General features: G+C 66.0%; 14 protein-coding genes and 3 pseudogenes. 10 read left to right on the top strand and 7 right to left on the bottom strand.

The genetic code is table 11. The features are described from left to right. Positions 1-12 precede the first annotated feature (12 nt). Complete coding sequence (locus SB786_RS06210; protein ID WP_410726748.1) at positions 13-1,254, bottom strand: kelch repeat-containing protein; 1,242 nt, start codon at positions 1,252-1,254, stop codon at positions 13-15. A 417-nt stretch (positions 1,255-1,671) separates the two neighbouring features. On the opposite strand from SB786_RS06210, the gene SB786_RS06215 reads away from it, so the two are divergent. From SB786_RS06215 to SB786_RS06225, 3 genes and pseudogenes are all read left to right on the top strand, one after another. Beyond that, positions 1,672-2,091, top strand: a complete 420-nt coding sequence (locus SB786_RS06215) for a TIGR03757 family integrating conjugative element protein (RefSeq protein WP_410726749.1) — start codon at positions 1,672-1,674, stop codon at positions 2,089-2,091. A gap of 118 nt (positions 2,092-2,209) precedes the next feature. Continuing rightward, positions 2,210-2,591, top strand: a pseudogene (locus SB786_RS06220) (integrating conjugative element protein); the annotation flags it as partial. Then, positions 2,591-2,944 (top strand): annotated as a pseudogene (locus SB786_RS06225) (hypothetical protein). The pseudogenes SB786_RS06220 and SB786_RS06225, both read left to right, overlap by 1 nt. Positions 2,945-3,022: 78 nt before the next feature. Here SB786_RS06225 and SB786_RS06230 read toward each other — a convergent pair. Both SB786_RS06230 and SB786_RS06235 read right to left on the bottom strand, forming a co-directional pair. Beyond that, positions 3,023-3,625: a putative adenosine monophosphate-protein transferase Fic gene (locus SB786_RS06230; protein WP_410726750.1), complete on the bottom strand. Its 603-nt coding sequence runs from the start codon at positions 3,623-3,625 to the stop codon at positions 3,023-3,025. Continuing rightward, positions 3,622-3,789 carry a YhfG family protein gene (locus SB786_RS06235; protein WP_410726751.1) on the bottom strand — a complete coding sequence of 56 codons (168 nt, stop codon included), beginning with the start codon at positions 3,787-3,789 and terminating at the stop codon, positions 3,622-3,624. Before SB786_RS06235 ends, SB786_RS06230 begins: the two co-directional genes overlap by 4 nt. 274 nt (positions 3,790-4,063) lie before the next feature. On the opposite strand from SB786_RS06235, the gene SB786_RS06240 reads away from it, so the two are divergent. After that, a complete protein-coding gene (locus SB786_RS06240) occupies positions 4,064-4,195 on the top strand; it encodes a hypothetical protein (RefSeq protein WP_410726809.1) in 132 nt (43 codons plus the stop codon). Positions 4,196-4,273: 78 nt separating this feature from the next. On the opposite strand, the pseudogene SB786_RS06245 reads toward SB786_RS06240, so the two are convergent. After that, a pseudogene (locus SB786_RS06245) lies at positions 4,274-4,408 on the bottom strand (DDE transposase); the annotation flags it as partial. Between the two features lie 485 nt (positions 4,409-4,893). On the opposite strand from SB786_RS06245, the gene SB786_RS06250 reads away from it, so the two are divergent. The 5 genes from SB786_RS06250 to SB786_RS06270 all read left to right on the top strand — a co-directional run bounded on the left by SB786_RS06250 (position 4,894) and on the right by SB786_RS06270 (position 10,868). Beyond that, positions 4,894-6,141: an ROK family protein gene (locus SB786_RS06250; protein WP_410726752.1), complete on the top strand. Its 1,248-nt coding sequence runs from the start codon at positions 4,894-4,896 to the stop codon at positions 6,139-6,141. Then, entirely contained in the window at positions 6,128-7,681 is a 1,554-nt protein-coding gene (locus SB786_RS06255) for a sugar ABC transporter ATP-binding protein (RefSeq protein WP_284891614.1), read from the top strand. The genes SB786_RS06250 and SB786_RS06255 overlap by 14 nt, the downstream gene beginning before the upstream one ends. Positions 7,682-7,721: 40 nt before the next feature. Beyond that, positions 7,722-8,759 carry an ABC transporter permease subunit gene (locus SB786_RS06260; protein WP_410726753.1) on the top strand — a complete coding sequence of 346 codons (1,038 nt, stop codon included), beginning with the start codon at positions 7,722-7,724 and terminating at the stop codon, positions 8,757-8,759. 86 nt (positions 8,760-8,845) lie between these two features. Continuing rightward, positions 8,846-9,790, top strand: a complete 945-nt coding sequence (locus tag SB786_RS06265; RefSeq protein ID WP_410726754.1) for an ABC transporter substrate-binding protein — start codon at positions 8,846-8,848, stop codon at positions 9,788-9,790. Positions 9,791-9,917: 127 nt separating this feature from the next. Then, positions 9,918-10,868 (top strand): carbohydrate kinase family protein, encoded by a 951-nt coding sequence (locus SB786_RS06270; protein ID WP_410726755.1) that lies wholly within the window; start codon positions 9,918-9,920, stop codon positions 10,866-10,868. A gap of 48 nt (positions 10,869-10,916) precedes the next feature. Here SB786_RS06270 and SB786_RS06275 read toward each other — a convergent pair whose 3' ends face one another. The 3 genes from SB786_RS06275 to SB786_RS06285 form a co-directional block, all read right to left on the bottom strand. Beyond that, a complete protein-coding gene (locus SB786_RS06275) occupies positions 10,917-12,635 on the bottom strand; it encodes a SulP family inorganic anion transporter (RefSeq protein WP_410726756.1) in 1,719 nt (572 codons plus the stop codon). A 24-nt stretch (positions 12,636-12,659) separates the two neighbouring features. After that, complete coding sequence (locus tag SB786_RS06280) at positions 12,660-13,286, bottom strand: ParB-like protein (RefSeq protein WP_228907511.1); 627 nt, start codon at positions 13,284-13,286, stop codon at positions 12,660-12,662. Between the two features lie 133 nt (positions 13,287-13,419). Continuing rightward, entirely contained in the window at positions 13,420-13,962 is a 543-nt protein-coding gene (locus SB786_RS06285; RefSeq protein ID WP_410726758.1) for a GNAT family N-acetyltransferase, read from the bottom strand. A gap of 286 nt (positions 13,963-14,248) precedes the next feature. Here SB786_RS06285 and SB786_RS06290 point away from each other — a divergent pair, with 286 nt between their 5' ends. Further along, positions 14,249-15,469: an MFS transporter gene (locus SB786_RS06290; RefSeq protein ID WP_410726760.1), complete on the top strand. Its 1,221-nt coding sequence runs from the start codon at positions 14,249-14,251 to the stop codon at positions 15,467-15,469. Positions 15,470-15,559 lie beyond the last annotated feature (90 nt).

Consider the following 15,559-nt stretch of genomic DNA (forward strand, 5'->3'; position numbering starts at 1 on the left):
GCCGCTACACGATCAGTAGTCCAGCAGTTCCGCCGAAGCAAGAGCGCTGTTGTTGTTAAAATCATCTTCCCGAAAAATTCCACGCGCAAGCCGCTCCCTGAAACCGGGCTTGGACTCTACATAACCTCGATCGCCGCCCGCCGCCAGCAACTTGCCGTTAGGCAGCAAAGAAAGCGTAGCCCAGATTCCAACAGCGTTTTGCATCGGCACCGTGGCGATCGAGGCGCCTTTCGTCACGTCGTAAATTTCAGTCGAATTCAGATTCAAGTTCCGGCTGTCGCGACCACGCGCGAAAAGCACATTCCCATTAGGCAGCAGCACCGCCGTATGCTCCGACCGAGCGCCGCTCATGCGCCCTGCGGATGACCATTGGCCTGTGGCCGGATCATAGATCTCCACCGAATTCAGATACGGCCGAGCGTCCTTAGCAATGGCCGCATCTAGGTCCGCCGCCGTGACATTGGGGCCCTTCTCCTTGATAACTTCGGCGACCACCGCATCTTCGTCAGCCCTCTCATCATCTTCGCCACCTGCCACCAAGACCTTGCCCGATCGCAGGAGCGTCGCCGTGTGACCGCAGCGAGCCGCTCTCATGTTGGCGGCCTCGGTCCAGGTGCCAGTCGCCGGATCATATAGCTCTGCTGATGAAGTTGCCGTTTTGCTGCCGTAGGTAGGTTGCTCGGTCCGCCCTCCCGTGACAAGCACCTTGCCGTCTGCCAATACCGTGGCGGTATGGCAAGTACGGTGCGCAGCCATAGACCCAGTGGCCAGCCACGCACCTTGAGTGGGATCGAACAGCTCCGCAGAGCCCAGAACCTCATAGACCCCACCATCGTTGGTGCCGCTCTGGCCTCCGACGGCAAGCACTCGGCCGTTCTGCAACGCGGTAAGCGTATGGCGCAGGCGTCCTGTCGCCATAGGCCTAACCGCTGACCATGCTCCGCGCTCGGGGGTATACATCTCAGCCAACGGGGTGCCATCAAATGAGAGTCCGGTCACGCTCCCCGTTGAAACTGTGATGGTCTCCACAGACCGACCACCTGCAACCAGCACTCTACCGTCGCGCAACAATACGGCTTTGGCGGCAAGCAGCGGCACCGTCATGGAGCCGGTCTTCAACCAACGCTGAGATTCCGCATCATAAAGCTCGCTGGAAGCCAGCACCCTGCCTCCGCCCTTTCCCCCGAAACCGCCGGTCACCAACACGTGGCCATCAGGCAATGAAACGGCGGTATGACCGAAGCGTGACGTCAACATCGGTTTCGTGAGCCTCCATCGGGGAGGCTCATTCGTCGTTTGAGTTTCGCCGTTCGCAGACTGGGCGACGGCCTGGCCACAAAGTGTAAGGGCGGCAAAGAAGCTCAAGACCGTCCCGCGCAAAAATCCTATCGTGTGCAGCATGTCCAAGAAGGGCGTTGTCACGTGAAAGATGAAAGTCTAGCAAAGACGCTGGCTGACGCGTGATGGACAAGATGCAGGCGGATTTTGGGCAATCTCTGTGTATTCGCACAAAGCTGACCTGCCCTGAAATTTTCAGCCTAATCGAAGCCTGAGAAAACGGCTCCCGCATAACGCTAAGGAATGCGGTGCATCTCGAAAACGGATTCTTGGTAGAGCACTCACCGGGTATGCGGTGCAATGCATGCCTGACCCGCTCCCAGGCACTGCACCATGAAGCTCCCTCACCTCGCTGCCACTGCACTGTTTGCATTGCAGGCTGCCACCGCGTTGCCAGTCCTAGCGGCCGACCTCCACGTTTTTACCGACGAGGCGCATCCGGTTCGCGGTGTACCCGCCGGTGCTGTCGTCGTCGAGTTGGACACCGCGGCACAGCTCGAGGCCGAACTGGCTGCGGACCTGCCGGGAGATGCCGACAAAGCAGCCCCCATCGCCCAGCGGCGTCTGGAGCAAGGTGGCCCCGAGCTGCAGCGGCGGCTGGCGGCTGCTTACCAGGGGGTAACCGAGGCATGGAGCCTGGGCGCGGCCAAAGTCCCGGCCGTTGTGGTCGCTCACCGCTACGTCGTCTACGGGGAGCCGGATGTGTCGATCGCGCTGGCCCGAATTGCGCAGTACAGGAAGGAGCACCGATGACCGCCTCTCGCCGTCTGCGCGTTGCCGCAGCATCGTTCCTGCTCGGGGTGTCCGGTAGCGCATGCGCTCTGGATACCGTCACCATCGCGGCCTCGGCACTCTCGCCTAGCTGCCTCGCGTCATCGAAGCGCTGCGCGACGAACCGGATCAGGACCTGCTTGGGCAGCGCCTGGCCTCGGAGGTGGCACTGACCGGCGTGCTCGAGAAAGCCCTGCTGCTGCAGCGCACGCTGCTCGGCGGCAAGAAGGAGCCGAACGTTTCGGCGAACGAGCTGGCGATCCACGCCGTGGACCAGGAAAGCGCTGCGCTGGCGCAGGAAATTGGCAACCTCGAGACGGAACTGGAACTGCGCCGGACGTTGGCCGCCAACTCGCCAATGGCGATCATCCAACGCCACGGCGCGCGCAACAGGCTCGCGCGGCATCTACGAGGGCGATACAGTGCCTGGCCGCCTTGATCAGTTGCAGGAAGGCAAGCCGGGAAGCAAGCCACGAGCCTGATCCACACACGCTGGCTGCGGCCGCGCTGGCTTTTCAGCCGGCGAACAGCGAAGGCGCTGCTGGGAGCGGTGCTGATCCTCACCGCAGCCGTGGCGGCCAACATCACCGGCATCTACCTGGCCGGCAGCATTGCCAGCTGGGAGCGGTGGCTGGCTACCGCCGCAGGCTACTTCCTGGTGTGGCGGCTGTGCCTCTATACGGCGACGGCCTGCGGCTGGATGTGGATGCGCCGCCGACTGCTGGCGCGCGAGAAAGACGCGCAGGCGCGACGCCGCCTGATGTGAAGCGAGATCGCGGGCGTCGTCGCCATCGCGGCACTGGAGGCCAGCCTGCTGATGCAGGCCGGCGCGTGAGCAAGCTTAAACCGAGCGTTGCAGCTGCTCGTTACGCCGCTCAACTGATGCAACTCATGTAGCGCGTAATGCACTTGCCTACTCGTCAATCCGCCGCCCGATGCATCGCTCAAATACCGCCTCGAGCGGCCGATAGTCGCAAATCACTGCGGCCACGTTGGCGTCGATCCATTCCGGTTCCTCAACCTGCCACCAACTGATTTCGAACCCTGCATTCACGATCAGATGTTCGAACAACAAGCGTTGAGCGCGGCCATTCCCTTCACGAAAGGGATGGATCATATTCAAATCGCCAAACTTCTCGGCTACAGCAACAATCAGCGCAGGACGATCCAATTCTTCGAACCAGTCACGGCGCTCCATGGCCTCGAAGATTTTTTGAGCCTCTGGCTCAATGCGGCCGGCAGTGCAAAAGCGTGTGTTGCCCTTCGATATGTCGATGGTGCGAGACTCACCCGCCCACTCGTACACATCCTGAAAGAGCTCGCGATGGATTTGTTTGAGGTAGGCCAGATCGTAGGGAGGAAGGGAAAAATCGATCTGGCTTGCAGCGATCTCGGAGAGTTCGCGCTCGGCTTGCGCAAGCCTTTCGTCACCCCGGATGTCCAACCGGTTGCGCAATGTACGGCTATCGGGATAGCAGTACGGATCCTGGCCGGTACCGTACTTATCCAATGTCAAGCGGGCTTCCGGTAAGTGCGCAGCACATCTTCGCGCGAACGCAGTTTGCGCTTGGCTCCAGTCGGGGTGACCTCGTACCCCTCCAGCCGAAGACTGGCGGCGTAGTTCGAACGGCGCGTCTTCGAGCAGTAGTCTAACTTGGCTTGCAGGCTCGCTTTCTTCACGGAGAACGCCTCATTTCAGATTCGACGGTTCAGGTGTCAATTATAGCGAAACCGCTGCAATCTTCACGGATTCAATCCCACCCTACAGGTGACGAGACCTGCATACGTCCCCTTTTCTCCATCAAGGCGGCAGCATTCCCTTCATGGCGCAGCCCATCGGCACGCCCGGCGCGGAGTGGACCGAAGAATATGGAGCATGGCCGCAACGGATTTGTAGCGGGCCGCCATGATCTACGGTCGACTGTACGCTTGCCCCATCCTCTGGCGCTACATCATGAATCTCGTGCTTACGGCGACTGCTGCTCTGCTGGCAGCCACGGCACTGCCAGCGGCATCGGCCGGTACTGGCCGTGCCCGTGGCATCAATGGCCTGGTCGATCCATTCCTGCGGCAGATGCTCGCCTAGCCGAGTCAGGTCGGCGAGCGCTGTATCCAATAGAAAGGTTAGATGGCCGTTGCTCTGCTGGCAGCCACGGCACTGCCAGCGGCATCGGCCGGTACTGGCCGTGCCCGTGGCATCAATGGCCTGGTCGATCCATTCCTGCGGCAGATGCTCGCCTAGCCGAGTCAGGTCGGCGAGCGCTGTATCCAATAGAAAGGTTAGATGGCCGCTTAGCATCGCGGCCAAAGTTAACAGCTTGTCGCTCCGTTTACGACTCCAACCCTAAAACAAAAATGCCGTTCAGTTGCTTAACTGAACGGCATTACGGCTTATGCCGGCCTTTTTTTCATTTGCGCTTGCGCAAGCGCGATATCGCGTTCACATCGCGACTCATCCCGCCCCGCCCCCTCCCCATTCCGCGCGCCGGGCGTACCGACGAACTCACGCGCATCATCGGCGTCAAGCAAACGCTCCGTCGGCTCAGGCTGAAACGATGCGGCGTCCGAGACCGCGAGCTCTGCCGCCAGCCCAATTCTGCGCGTCTTCGCAACTGGCAACGACGCACCCTGAGAACCTGCCGCGCCCGCAACCCTACGCCCGGCATGCTTTTCCGGCCGAAGCCGGGATTTCCCTAGGCTGACATCCGAGCGCTCACGCGGTTAAATAAATCAACGTGATTTATTTAATGCGTCGACAGACGACGCGCCATGGAAGGAGACGCCATGCGAAGCCCGCACATCGGCCAGGGAAGCAACTCGGCCAACGTGCGCCGTTACAACGAGCGCCTGCTGTTGAAGACGCTGCGCCGTGCGGGCAGCGCGTCGAAGGCCGACCTTGCGCGTCTCGCGAGCATGACGGGCACGGCGGTCGGCAGCATCATCGCGTCGCTCGCCGACGCGAAGCTGATCGAATTCGCCGGCCGCACCGAGGGCCAGCGCGGCCAGCCGGCATCGCTGGTCCGTCTCGATCCGCGCGGTGCGTTCGGCATCGGCGTCCATCTCGACCGGATGCGGATCGAGACGGCGCTCGTCAATTTCGCGGGCGACGTGCTCGGCCGCCGCTCGCACGACACGCTACTTCCCCCGCCCGCCGACGTGCTCGACATCGTGCGGCGCGACATCGATGCCATGCAGGATCTGCTCCCCGCGCATGAGCGCGCACGGCTCACGGGCGTCGGCGTCGCCCAGCCGTACAACCTCGGCGCGTGGATGCGCGAGCTCGGCCTCGCGCCCGACACGTTCCGCGCGTGGGAAGACGTCGATTTCGCGAGCGATCTGGGGCGCATGCTGTCGCTGCCCGTGTTCGGCGAAAACGACGGCAACGCCGCCGCGATCGCCGAACTGTTCTACGGGTACGGCCGACAGTGCGACGACTTCGTCTACCTGTTCATCGGCCCCGCGATCGGCGGCGGCATCGCCGTCGACGGAGACTGCCTGCGCGGCGTGACCGGCAATGCCGGCGACATCGCCGTGATTCCCGTGCCGCCGAGCCGGCTGGCGTCCGCACCGCCGCCGCGCGGCCCGTGGGACATCCTGCTCGCCCGCGCGTCGCTGCATGCGCTCGCGCGCCACCTGCGCCATCACGGCGAAACGGTCGAGAATCGCGCCGACCTCGAGGCCTGCATCGCGCGCGGCCTGCCGGCGGTCGACGAATGGATCGATGACTGCGTCGACGCGCTCGCGCCGGCATTGCGCGCGGTGCTGTGCGTCGTCGATGCGCCGGTGGTGGTGCTCGACGCCGATACCGACGCCGGTCTGCTCGACACGGTGACGACCCGCCTGCGCGCGGCCCTCGTCGCCACCGCGCCGGAAGCGCGCGGCACGCCGACGCTCGTACGCGGCACGTTCGGGGCCGACGCCGGTGCGATCGGCGCCGCGACGCTGCCGATGTTCTTCAACTTCTCCCCGCGGGCCGGCATCCTCAAGGGCGCCCGCATCGAATCGCAGGAGGTCAACCATGTCGCGATCTGAGTCGTCCCGGCCGTTGCTCGAGATGCGCCGGATCAGCAAGACGTTCCCGGCCGTGCGCGCGCTCGACAACGTCAGCCTGACTGTCTATCCGGGCGAGATCCATTCGCTGATGGGCGAGAACGGCGCGGGCAAATCGACGCTGATGAAGATCCTGTCCGGTGCGTATCGCGCCGACGCCGGCGGCGAGATCCTGATCGACGGCGAGCGCATCGACGTCGACGGCCCGCTCGCCGCGCGCGATGCGGGCGTCGCGGTGATCTACCAGGAGCTGTGCCTCGCGCCGAACCTGACCGTCGCGGAAAACATCTACGTCGGCCGCGAACTGCGGCGTGGCAACCGGCGCTGGGGCACGATCGACCGCGCGGCGATGGCGCGCGGCTGCCAGGACGTGCTCGCCCGCCTCGGTGCGCCGTTCGGTCCGGACACGCTCGTCGGCACGCTGTCGATCGCCGAGCAGCAGCTCGTCGAGATCGCGCGCGCCGTGCACACCCGCGCGCGCATCCTCGTGATGGACGAACCGACGACACCGCTGTCGTCGCGCGAGACCGAGCACCTGTTCGGCCTGATCCGCCAGTTGCGCGAGGAAGGCCTCGCGATCATCTACATCAGCCACCGGATGGCGGAAATCTACGAACTGTCCGACCGCGTGTCGGTGCTGCGCGACGGATCGTACGTCGGCACGCTCGAGCGCGAATCGCTGTCGGCCGAGCGGCTCGTTGCGATGATGGTGGGCCGCGACATCTCCGGCTTCTACAAGAAGGAACATGCGCCGTACGACCCCGGCCACCTGCTGCTGTCGGTGCGCGACATCGCCGACGCCGATCGCGTGCGCGGCTGCAGCCTCGACCTGCATGCCGGCGAGGTGCTCGGCATCGCCGGGCTCGTCGGCGCGGGACGCACCGAACTGGCGCGGCTGATCTTCGGCGCGGAGCCGCGCACGCGCGGCGACGTGAAGCTCGGCGACCGCGCGTTCGGCGCGCATTCGCCGCGCGACGCGATCGACGCCGGCCTCGTCTACCTGACGGAAGACCGCAAGCGCCAGGGTCTGTTCCTCGACATGAGCGTACGCGACAACATCAACATCTCCGTATGCAACCGCGATGCGCGGCTCGGTGCGCTCGATCTCGCACGCGGTGCGCAACGCGCACGCGACGCAATCGCATCGCTGTCGATCCGCGTGCCGAACGCTCACGTCAACGTCGGCGCGCTGTCGGGCGGCAACCAGCAGAAAGTGCTGCTGTCGCGCCTGCTCGAGACGAAGCCGCGCGTGCTGATTCTCGACGAACCGACGCGCGGCGTCGACATCGGCGCGAAATCCGAGATCTACCGGATCATCAACGAACTGGCCCGCGCGGGCGTCGGCGTGATCGTGATCTCCAGCGAACTGCCGGAAATCATCGGTGTCGCCGACCGCGTGCTCGTCATGCGCGAAGGCGAGATCGCCGGCGAGCTCGGCGGCCACACGCACACGCCCATCACGCAGGAAGCGATCATCGCGCTCGCGACCGGCTCGCAGGCCGAACTCGCCGACGCGCACTGACCACGGCCCCTTCATTTCCTTCTTCATTCAAGGTACCGAAATGATCAACCCGACCAAGCAGCGGAACCTCGCTTCCGCGACGGCCCATCCGGTGGCCACCCGTACGCCGCTGATGCGCGGCGCCGATCATCGCGCACGCATGCAGTCGCTGATGCGCACCGCCGGCATGCTGCCGGTGCTGCTGGTCCTCTGCATCGCCTTCGGATTCCTGACCGACGGCTTCTTCACGCTGCAGAACCTGTCGATCGTCACGCAGCAGGCGTCGATCAACATCGTGCTCGCGGCCGGCATGACTTTCGTGATCCTGACGGGCGGCATCGACCTGTCGGTCGGCTCGATACTCGCCGCGTCGGCCGTCGCCGCGCTGCTCGCGTCGACCATCCCCGGCTGGGGCTGGCTCGGCGTGCCGATCGCGCTCGCCGTCGGCCTCGGGTTCGGCGTGATCAACGGCGGCCTGATCTCGTTCCTGCGCCTGCCGCCGTTCATCGTCACGCTCGGCGCGATGACGGCCGTGCGCGGGGTCGCTCGCCTGATCGGCAACGACACGACCATCTTCAACCCGCAACTGCCATTCGCGTTCATCGGCAACGGCACGATCCTCGGCGTGCCGTGGCTCGTCGTGATCGCCTGCGCGGTAATCGCGCTGTCGTGGTTCATCCTGCGCCGCACGGTGCTCGGGATGCGGATCTATTCGGTCGGCGGCAATCCGGAAGCCGCGCGGCTGTCGGGCATCAACGTGCGGGCGATCCAGCTGTTCGTCTATGCGGCGTCGGGCCTGCTCGCGGGGCTCGGCGCGGTGATGTCGTCCGCGCGGCTCTATGCGGCCAACGGCCTGCAGCTCGGCCAGTCGTACGAACTCGACGCGATTGCCGCGGTGATCCTCGGCGGCACGAGCTTCGTCGGCGGCGTCGGCTCGATCGTCGGCACGCTGATCGGCGCGCTGATCATCGCGGTACTGACCAACGGCCTCGTGCTGCTCGGCGTGTCGGACATCTGGCAGTACATCATCAAGGGGCTCGTGATCATCGGCGCGGTCGCGCTCGACCGGTATCGCCAGCGCGACTCGGCCCGCACCTGACACGCTTTCCTCACCGTTCAACCATCGGGGCGCAGGCAGGTCCTCCTGCGCCCGTCCGCCAACGGACCATCCGGAGACACAACGACATGTTCAAGCACCAAGCCGCCCTGACCGCCGTCGCCTGCACGCTCGCATTCGGCGCTGCCGTCGCCCAGGCAGCCGACAAGCCGCTGAAATCGATCGGCGTCACGGTCGGATCGCTCGGCAACCCGTACTTCGTCACGATCGTGAAAGGCGCCGAAGCGCGCGCGAAACAGCTCAACCCGAACGCGAAGGTGACCGCGGTATCGGCCGACTACGACCTGAACAAGCAGTTCACGCAGATCGACAACTTCATCTCCGCGCACGTCGACATCATCCTGCTCAACGCGACCGATCCGAAGGCGATCGAGCCGGCGGTGAAGAAGGCGCAGGCGGCCGGCATCACGGTCGTCGCGGTGGACGTCGCGGCGGCCGGCGCGAACGCGACCGTGCAGACCAACAACGTGAAGGCCGGCGAGCTGGCGTGCGACTATCTCGCGAAGAAGCTCAACGGCCGTGGCAACGTGATCATCGAAAACGGCCCGCAGGTGTCGGCCGTGATCGATCGCGTGAACGGCTGCAAGGCGGTGCTCGCGAAGAACCCGGGCATCAAGCTGCTGTCGAGCGACCAGGACGGCAAGGGCTCGCGCGAAGGCGGGATGAACTCGATGCAGGGCTACCTGACGCGCTTTCCGAAGCTCGACGGCGTGTTCACGATCAACGACCCGCAGGCGATCGGCAGCGATCTCGCGGCGAAACAGCTGAACCGCCCGAACATCGTGATCACGTCGGTCGACGGCGCACCGGACATCGAGGTGGCGCTCAAGTCCAACACGCTCGTGCAGGCATCGTCGAGCCAGGATCCGTGGGCGATGGCGCAGCAGGCCGTCAACGTCGGCTATGGAATCATGAACGGCCAGAAGCCGGCCAATCCGATGATCCTGATCGAGCCGACGCTCATCACGCGCGACAACGTGAAGGGCTACAAGGGCTGGACCAGCCCGCGCTGATCGCGCTGCGCGACCTGCGACGCCGGGCGGCGCCGGGCCGCAGCGCCGCGTGCGACGCGCGCCCTGCCCGTCCGTCCACCTCAACCACCGCACCGCCGCGCGACACGCCGCGGCACGAGGTTTCGACATGACGACGAGGTTCCCCCGCCTGATCGTATTCGGCGAAGCGCTGACCGATTTCATCCGCGACGATGCGCGCCACTGGCGCAGCGTCGCCGGCGGCTCGTGCTGGAACGTCGCGCGCGTCGGCGCGCGGCTCGGCGTGCCGACCGCGTTCGCCGGCACGGTCAGCCGCGACATCTTCGGCGACGAACTGATGCGCCGGAGCGCCGATGCCGGGCTCGACCTGCGCTTCATGCGACAGGTCGATCGCCCGCCGCTGCTCGCGATGGTCGTGTCGAAACAACCGCCCGACTATTTCTTCATCGGCGAGAACAGCGCCGATCTCGCGTTCGATCCGGCCGACCTGCCCGATGGCGCGCTCGACGCGGCCGAGATCGTGCACGTGGGCTCGCTCGGGGTCGTGCGCGAGCCGCTCGCGCCGCGCCTGATCGAGCTCGTGCGGGCTGCCCGCGCGGCCGGCAAGCGGATCTCGTTCGACCCGAACTATCGCGCGCCGATGGCCGCGCCGTCGTATCGCGACACGCTGCGCGCGCTGGCCGGTCTCGCCGACTGGATCAAGGTATCCGATGAAGATCTGCGCGGCCTGTTTCCCGAACTCGATGAAGCCGCCGCGCTCGCGCAATTGCGCGCGTGGGCGCCCGATGCGACCGTGCTCGTCACGCGCGGCGCGGCCGGCATGCAGCTCCTGCACCGCGACACCGCGCTGTTCCAACCGGCGTTCGCGACCGAGGTCGCCGACACCGTCGGCTGCGGCGACGCCAGCATCGGCGGCTGGCTCGCCAGCCAGCTCATGCATCCCGGCGCATCGGCCGCCGAGCATCTGCGCTACGCGGCGGCCTGCGCGGCGGTCGCCTGCGCGCATGCGGGCGCATATGCACCGACGGCTGCCGAAGTCGCCGACGTCGTGGCCGGCCGCGCGAGCGCCGAGACGGCCGACGCCGCGCTATCGCACTAGGCGCACTGGGCGCACCGGCGCGCTAGCCGGCGCGTGTGCCCCGCCCGGTCACGCGCCTGCCTTCCCGGCCTTGCCGTGCGCCTGCAGCAGTTGCAGGCTCTCGTCGACGCTCAGTTCGGACATCGCGTCGTCACGCAGCGTATCGTCGGCCGCGCGACTTAGCGCATGCAGCGCGTGCTCCTTGAGCCGCACGATCGCGAACTGCAGCCCGCGTGCCGCGCATTCCGCCGCGAACGTGCGCAACGACTCGATCGTCGTGCCGTCGACGTCCGGCGTTTCCTCGAGGCTCAGCATCACGGTATGGGTATCGGGCGCGGCCTTCATCAGCGCGCGCACGCGATTGAGCATCCGGTCGGCGTTGGCGAAGAACAGCTGCGCCTCGGGCCGCACGATCAGCACGCCAGGTATCGGCTTCGCATCGGCGTGATTCGCGACGTCGACGAAGTCGTGCCCGTCGCGCAGCCGGCCGAGCACGCTGACGTTCGGCTCCGACAACTTGCGCAGCGTCAACAGCAGGTTCACGCCGATGGCCGCGAGCAGCCCATGCAGCACGCCGAGCACGAGCACGGCGAGCAGCGCGGCGACCACGACGAGCCGATCGCGATGCCAGACCCAGTACGGCCGGAACACCGACGGATGCAGCGAATGGCTGACCGCGAAGATCACGATCGCCGCGAGCACGGGCTCCGGCGTGCGCGCGAGCTGCGGCAGCAGCAGCCACACGATCAGCGCGACCACGGCGGCTGCCCACAGGCTCGAGAAACGCGATTGCGCGCCGGCCGCCTCATTCGCCGACGTCGCCGAATAGCCGGCGCCGACCGGCATCCCGTGCAACAGCCCCGACACGAGGTTCGCGCAGCCGAGCGCGACGAGGTCGCGATTCGGCGACACGCTGTCGCCGTGCTTCAGCGCGAAGTTGCGGATCGATCCGTACGACTCCGCGTACAGGATCAGCATCAGCGCGAAAGCCAACTCGACCGTCTGCATCCATGCGTTGCGGTCGAGATGCGGCAGCCCGAATGCGAGGTGCCGGAAATCGATGTGTCCGACGATCGCGATCCCGTAGTGCTGCCAGTCGACCACATAGCCGGCCGCGATCGACAGCACGATGACGACGAGCGTGGCCGGCACCCGCTTGCTGCGCCCGAGCACGAACAGCAGCGCAAGCGCGCTCCCGCCGAGCGCGACGCTCGCGAGGTTCGCACGCGGCGCACCGGCGACGAGGTCGAGCGCGACATGCGGCGCATCGCTGTGCTGCACGGTAATCGCGAGAATCTTCGGCAGTTGCTTGAGGACGATCGTCAGCGCGAGTCCGAACGTGAACCCGCGCAGGACCGGACGCGCGACGAAATCCGACATGCCGCCGAGCCGCGCCGCGCTCGCCAGGATGAACAGCACGCCCGTCATTGCGACAAGCGCGGCCGCCAGCGCGAGTTGCGCGGCGAGCGCCATCCCCGATTCGGCCAGCACGGTGGCCGCGAGCACGGCCGCCGACGACGAGGTCGACGACACGATCGCAAAGCGGCTGCTGCCGGTCAGCGCATAAACCACGAGCCCCGACAGCAGCGCGATGAGACCGGCCTGCGGCGGCAGGTTGGCGAGCCCCGCATACGCGACCGCCTCCGGAATCAGCAGCCCGGCGATCGACAGACCGGCAAGCGCGTCAAGGCCGATGCGCCGCGTGGGCGGCGGCGTTGCCGCACCCAGTGCGGCGAAATGCTCGGGATGCTGCGGGCCGGTATCCGGACGGGGCGAGGCGGTCGTCATGAGGCGGTAGGCATCGTGCGCGTGTCAGGGTTTGGCGGCGATGACACCCGACCAGCCGGGCAGATAGCGCGCGTCCTGGTCATGTGCCCGGCGTAGCGAGACGTCCAGCGCCTTCGAGAAGTTCTTGCGGATCTGGTCGAGCGTCACGTGCTGGCGCAGGTAGTCGGCCCACAGGAATTCGCTGAACGGCGTCGCATCCTTCGCATAGCCGCCCGCCGTGCGCAGTTCGCCCGCGAGGCTGCGGTACGGATCGTCCTCGAGCCCCGTCAGCACCTTCGGCAGATTCGCGTAGTCGCGACGCGAGCCGTCCGAACCGAACGGATGCACCCACTGGTTGTGTTCCATCATCCGCCAGAAGATCGTGTCCTCGAGCCAGGACAGATCCTTCAGCAGCATCGCGTTCACGCGCGTCTGCCCTTCCTCGATCAGCGCGAGGCCGAGATGGTGATGATCGGTGATGTAGTAAAGGCCGCCCGGGCCGAGCACGGCCGGAAACCAGTGCGAGTCGATCGCGGCCTTGCGCGCACGCTTGTCGAGCGCTTTCCAGTGCCTGCGCTTCGCTTTCACTTCGCGATAGCCGACGGTCATTTGCGTCGGACGCAATGCGTCGAGCCGGACAGGAATGAGATGAACGTCGTTGCCGAGTGCCATGGTCGTACCCCATGTTGGGAATTTCCGGCAACGATACTCCAGATCGTGCGAGCTGCTAATCCCTCGCGACCAGGACAGGCATGCGCTTGACCTTCCCCGACAACCGGCGTCGCTGCCGCGTCGCGTCGCCGCGTCATGCTCGCAGGTCGTCGCGCTCGAAACGATGACGCACGTAGGGAATCCCGTCGTGCACGACGCCCACGCGCCGCATCCCGAGCTTGCGTGCGACGTTCAGCGAGCCCGTGTTCGCCTCCGCGATATCGGCGATCACGCGCGGCAGCCGCACGGTGTCGAACGCATGACGCACGACGGCCGCGGCGGCTTCGCACGCGATGCCGCGGCCCCACGCCGCGCGCACGAGCCGCCAGCCGATCTCGACGTCGCGCGCGCCGTGCGCATAGTCGGGAATCAGCAGGATCCAGCCGATGAACGCGTCGGGCGCGGCCTTCTCGAAGATCGACCAGTAGCCGAGGCCCGGCGGATAGTCGCGCGTGATCCGGTGCGTGACGAAGCGGCGATGTTCGTCAGGGTCGTGCCACGGGCCGGCGATGTAGCGCGTGACTTCCGGATCGCGATCCATCTCGATGCTCGCGTCGAGATCGGCCAGCACGCGCGGGCGCAGCCACAACCGCTCGGTCTCGAGCACAGGCAATGCGGCTACGGAAGATGTGGTCATCGGGACTCCTGATTCGGGCGCGATGCGCATCGCGCGCATCACGCATTACATAACTGCTACAAAAAGCCTTCCGGAATGATACAGACGCCTGACGCTTGTCTCGCACGCCGTTGTTTCGGCTTTCTCAACAGATCATTTCGTAGGGATTATTCCCGATTCACGGTTATCGCGCCCCACCTCGGACGGCATCGCGGCCTACACTCGACCCATGCTCCCGCGCCGCGCGCCAGCCGGGCCGGCATCCGCCTTCAGATCGTGAGCGCAAGTCAACGAGGAGACCTCGGACATGAGCTGGACCCGCGAACAACGCAACGTCACGATTGCCGCCTACCTCGGGTGGACGCTCGACGCGTTCGACTTTTTCCTGATGGTCTTCGTGCTGAAGGACATCGCCGCCGAATTCGCGTCGACGATCCCCGCCGTCGCGTTCGCACTCACGCTGACGCTCGCGATGCGCCCGATCGGTGCGCTGATCTTCGGCCGGCTCGCCGATCGCTTCGGCCGCCGCCCGACGCTGATGGTCAACATCGCGTGCTATTCGCTGCTCGAACTCGCGTCGGGCTTCGCGCCCAGCCTGACCGCGCTGCTGGTGCTGCGCGCGCTGTTCGGCATCGCGATGGGCGGCGAATGGGGCGTCGGCTCCGCGCTGACGATGGAAACCGTACCGACCCATGCGCGCGGCTTCGTGTCGGGCTTGCTGCAGGCCGGTTATCCGAGCGGCTATCTGCTCGCGTCCGTCGTGTTCGGCCTGCTCTACCAGTACATCGGCTGGCGCGGGATGTTCATGGTCGGCGTGCTGCCCGCGCTGCTCGTACTGTACGTGCGCGCGCACGTGCCCGAGTCGCCGGCCTGGAAGCAGATGGAAAAGCGCCCGCGGCCGAGCCTCGGCGCCACGCTGCGGCAGAACTGGAAGCTCACGATCTACGCGATCGTGCTGATGACCGCGTTCAACTTCTTCTCGCACGGCACGCAGGATCTCTACCCGACCTTCCTGCGCGAACAGCATCACTTCGATCCGCACACCGTGTCGTGGATCACGATCGTGCTGAACCTCGGTGCGATCGTCGGCGGCCTGTCGTTCGGCGCGATCTCGGAGCGAATCGGCCGCCGGCGCGCGATCTTCATCGCGGCGCTGATCGCGCTGCCGGTGCTGCCGCTGTGGGCGTTCTCGAGCGGCCCGGTCGCACTCGCCGCCGGCGCGTTCCTGATGCAGATCTCGGTACAGGGTGCGTGGGGCGTGATCCCCGTCCACCTGAACGAGATCTCGCCCGACGAGATCCGCGCGACCTTCCCCGGCGTCGTCTACCAGCTCGGCAACCTGCTGGCGTCGGGTAACGCGACGATGCAGGCGTCCCTCGCGGTTTCGCAGGGCAACAACTACAGTTTTGCCCTCGCGCTCGTGGCCGGCATCGTCGCCGTCGTGATCGCCGTGCTGATCATATTCAGCCGCGAACGGCGCGGCATCGACATGACGCAATCGGTCAATACGCGTAGCACCGTCGGCTGAACCCGCGCGTTGCCGCGTTGCATCATCGCGTGAGCCTCGTCCCGCAGGGGCCACACGCGATGTATGCCGCACCCGCACATCGAACTAGAG

The organism is Burkholderia sp. SIMBA_062, assembly GCF_046534765.1.
GTDB lineage: Bacteria > Pseudomonadota > Gammaproteobacteria > Burkholderiales > Burkholderiaceae > Burkholderia > Burkholderia ambifaria.

Coding starts and splice junctions, on each gene's coding strand:
- SB786_RS06290 (WP_410726760.1), top strand. CDS start 14,249: ATGAGCTGGACCCGCGAACAACGCAACGTCACGATTGCCGCCTACCTC.
- SB786_RS06240 (WP_410726809.1), top strand. CDS start 4,064: ATGAATCTCGTGCTTACGGCGACTGCTGCTCTGCTGGCAGCCACGGCA.
- SB786_RS06260 (WP_410726753.1), top strand. CDS start 7,722: ATGATCAACCCGACCAAGCAGCGGAACCTCGCTTCCGCGACGGCCCAT.
- SB786_RS06270 (WP_410726755.1), top strand. CDS start 9,918: ATGACGACGAGGTTCCCCCGCCTGATCGTATTCGGCGAAGCGCTGACC.
- SB786_RS06275 (WP_410726756.1), bottom strand. CDS start 12,635: ATGACGACCGCCTCGCCCCGTCCGGATACCGGCCCGCAGCATCCCGAG.
- SB786_RS06255 (WP_284891614.1), top strand. CDS start 6,128: ATGTCGCGATCTGAGTCGTCCCGGCCGTTGCTCGAGATGCGCCGGATC.
- SB786_RS06215 (WP_410726749.1), top strand. CDS start 1,672: ATGAAGCTCCCTCACCTCGCTGCCACTGCACTGTTTGCATTGCAGGCT.
- SB786_RS06280 (WP_228907511.1), bottom strand. CDS start 13,286: ATGGCACTCGGCAACGACGTTCATCTCATTCCTGTCCGGCTCGACGCA.
- SB786_RS06250 (WP_410726752.1), top strand. CDS start 4,894: ATGCGAAGCCCGCACATCGGCCAGGGAAGCAACTCGGCCAACGTGCGC.
- SB786_RS06285 (WP_410726758.1), bottom strand. CDS start 13,962: ATGACCACATCTTCCGTAGCCGCATTGCCTGTGCTCGAGACCGAGCGG.
- SB786_RS06265 (WP_410726754.1), top strand. CDS start 8,846: ATGTTCAAGCACCAAGCCGCCCTGACCGCCGTCGCCTGCACGCTCGCA.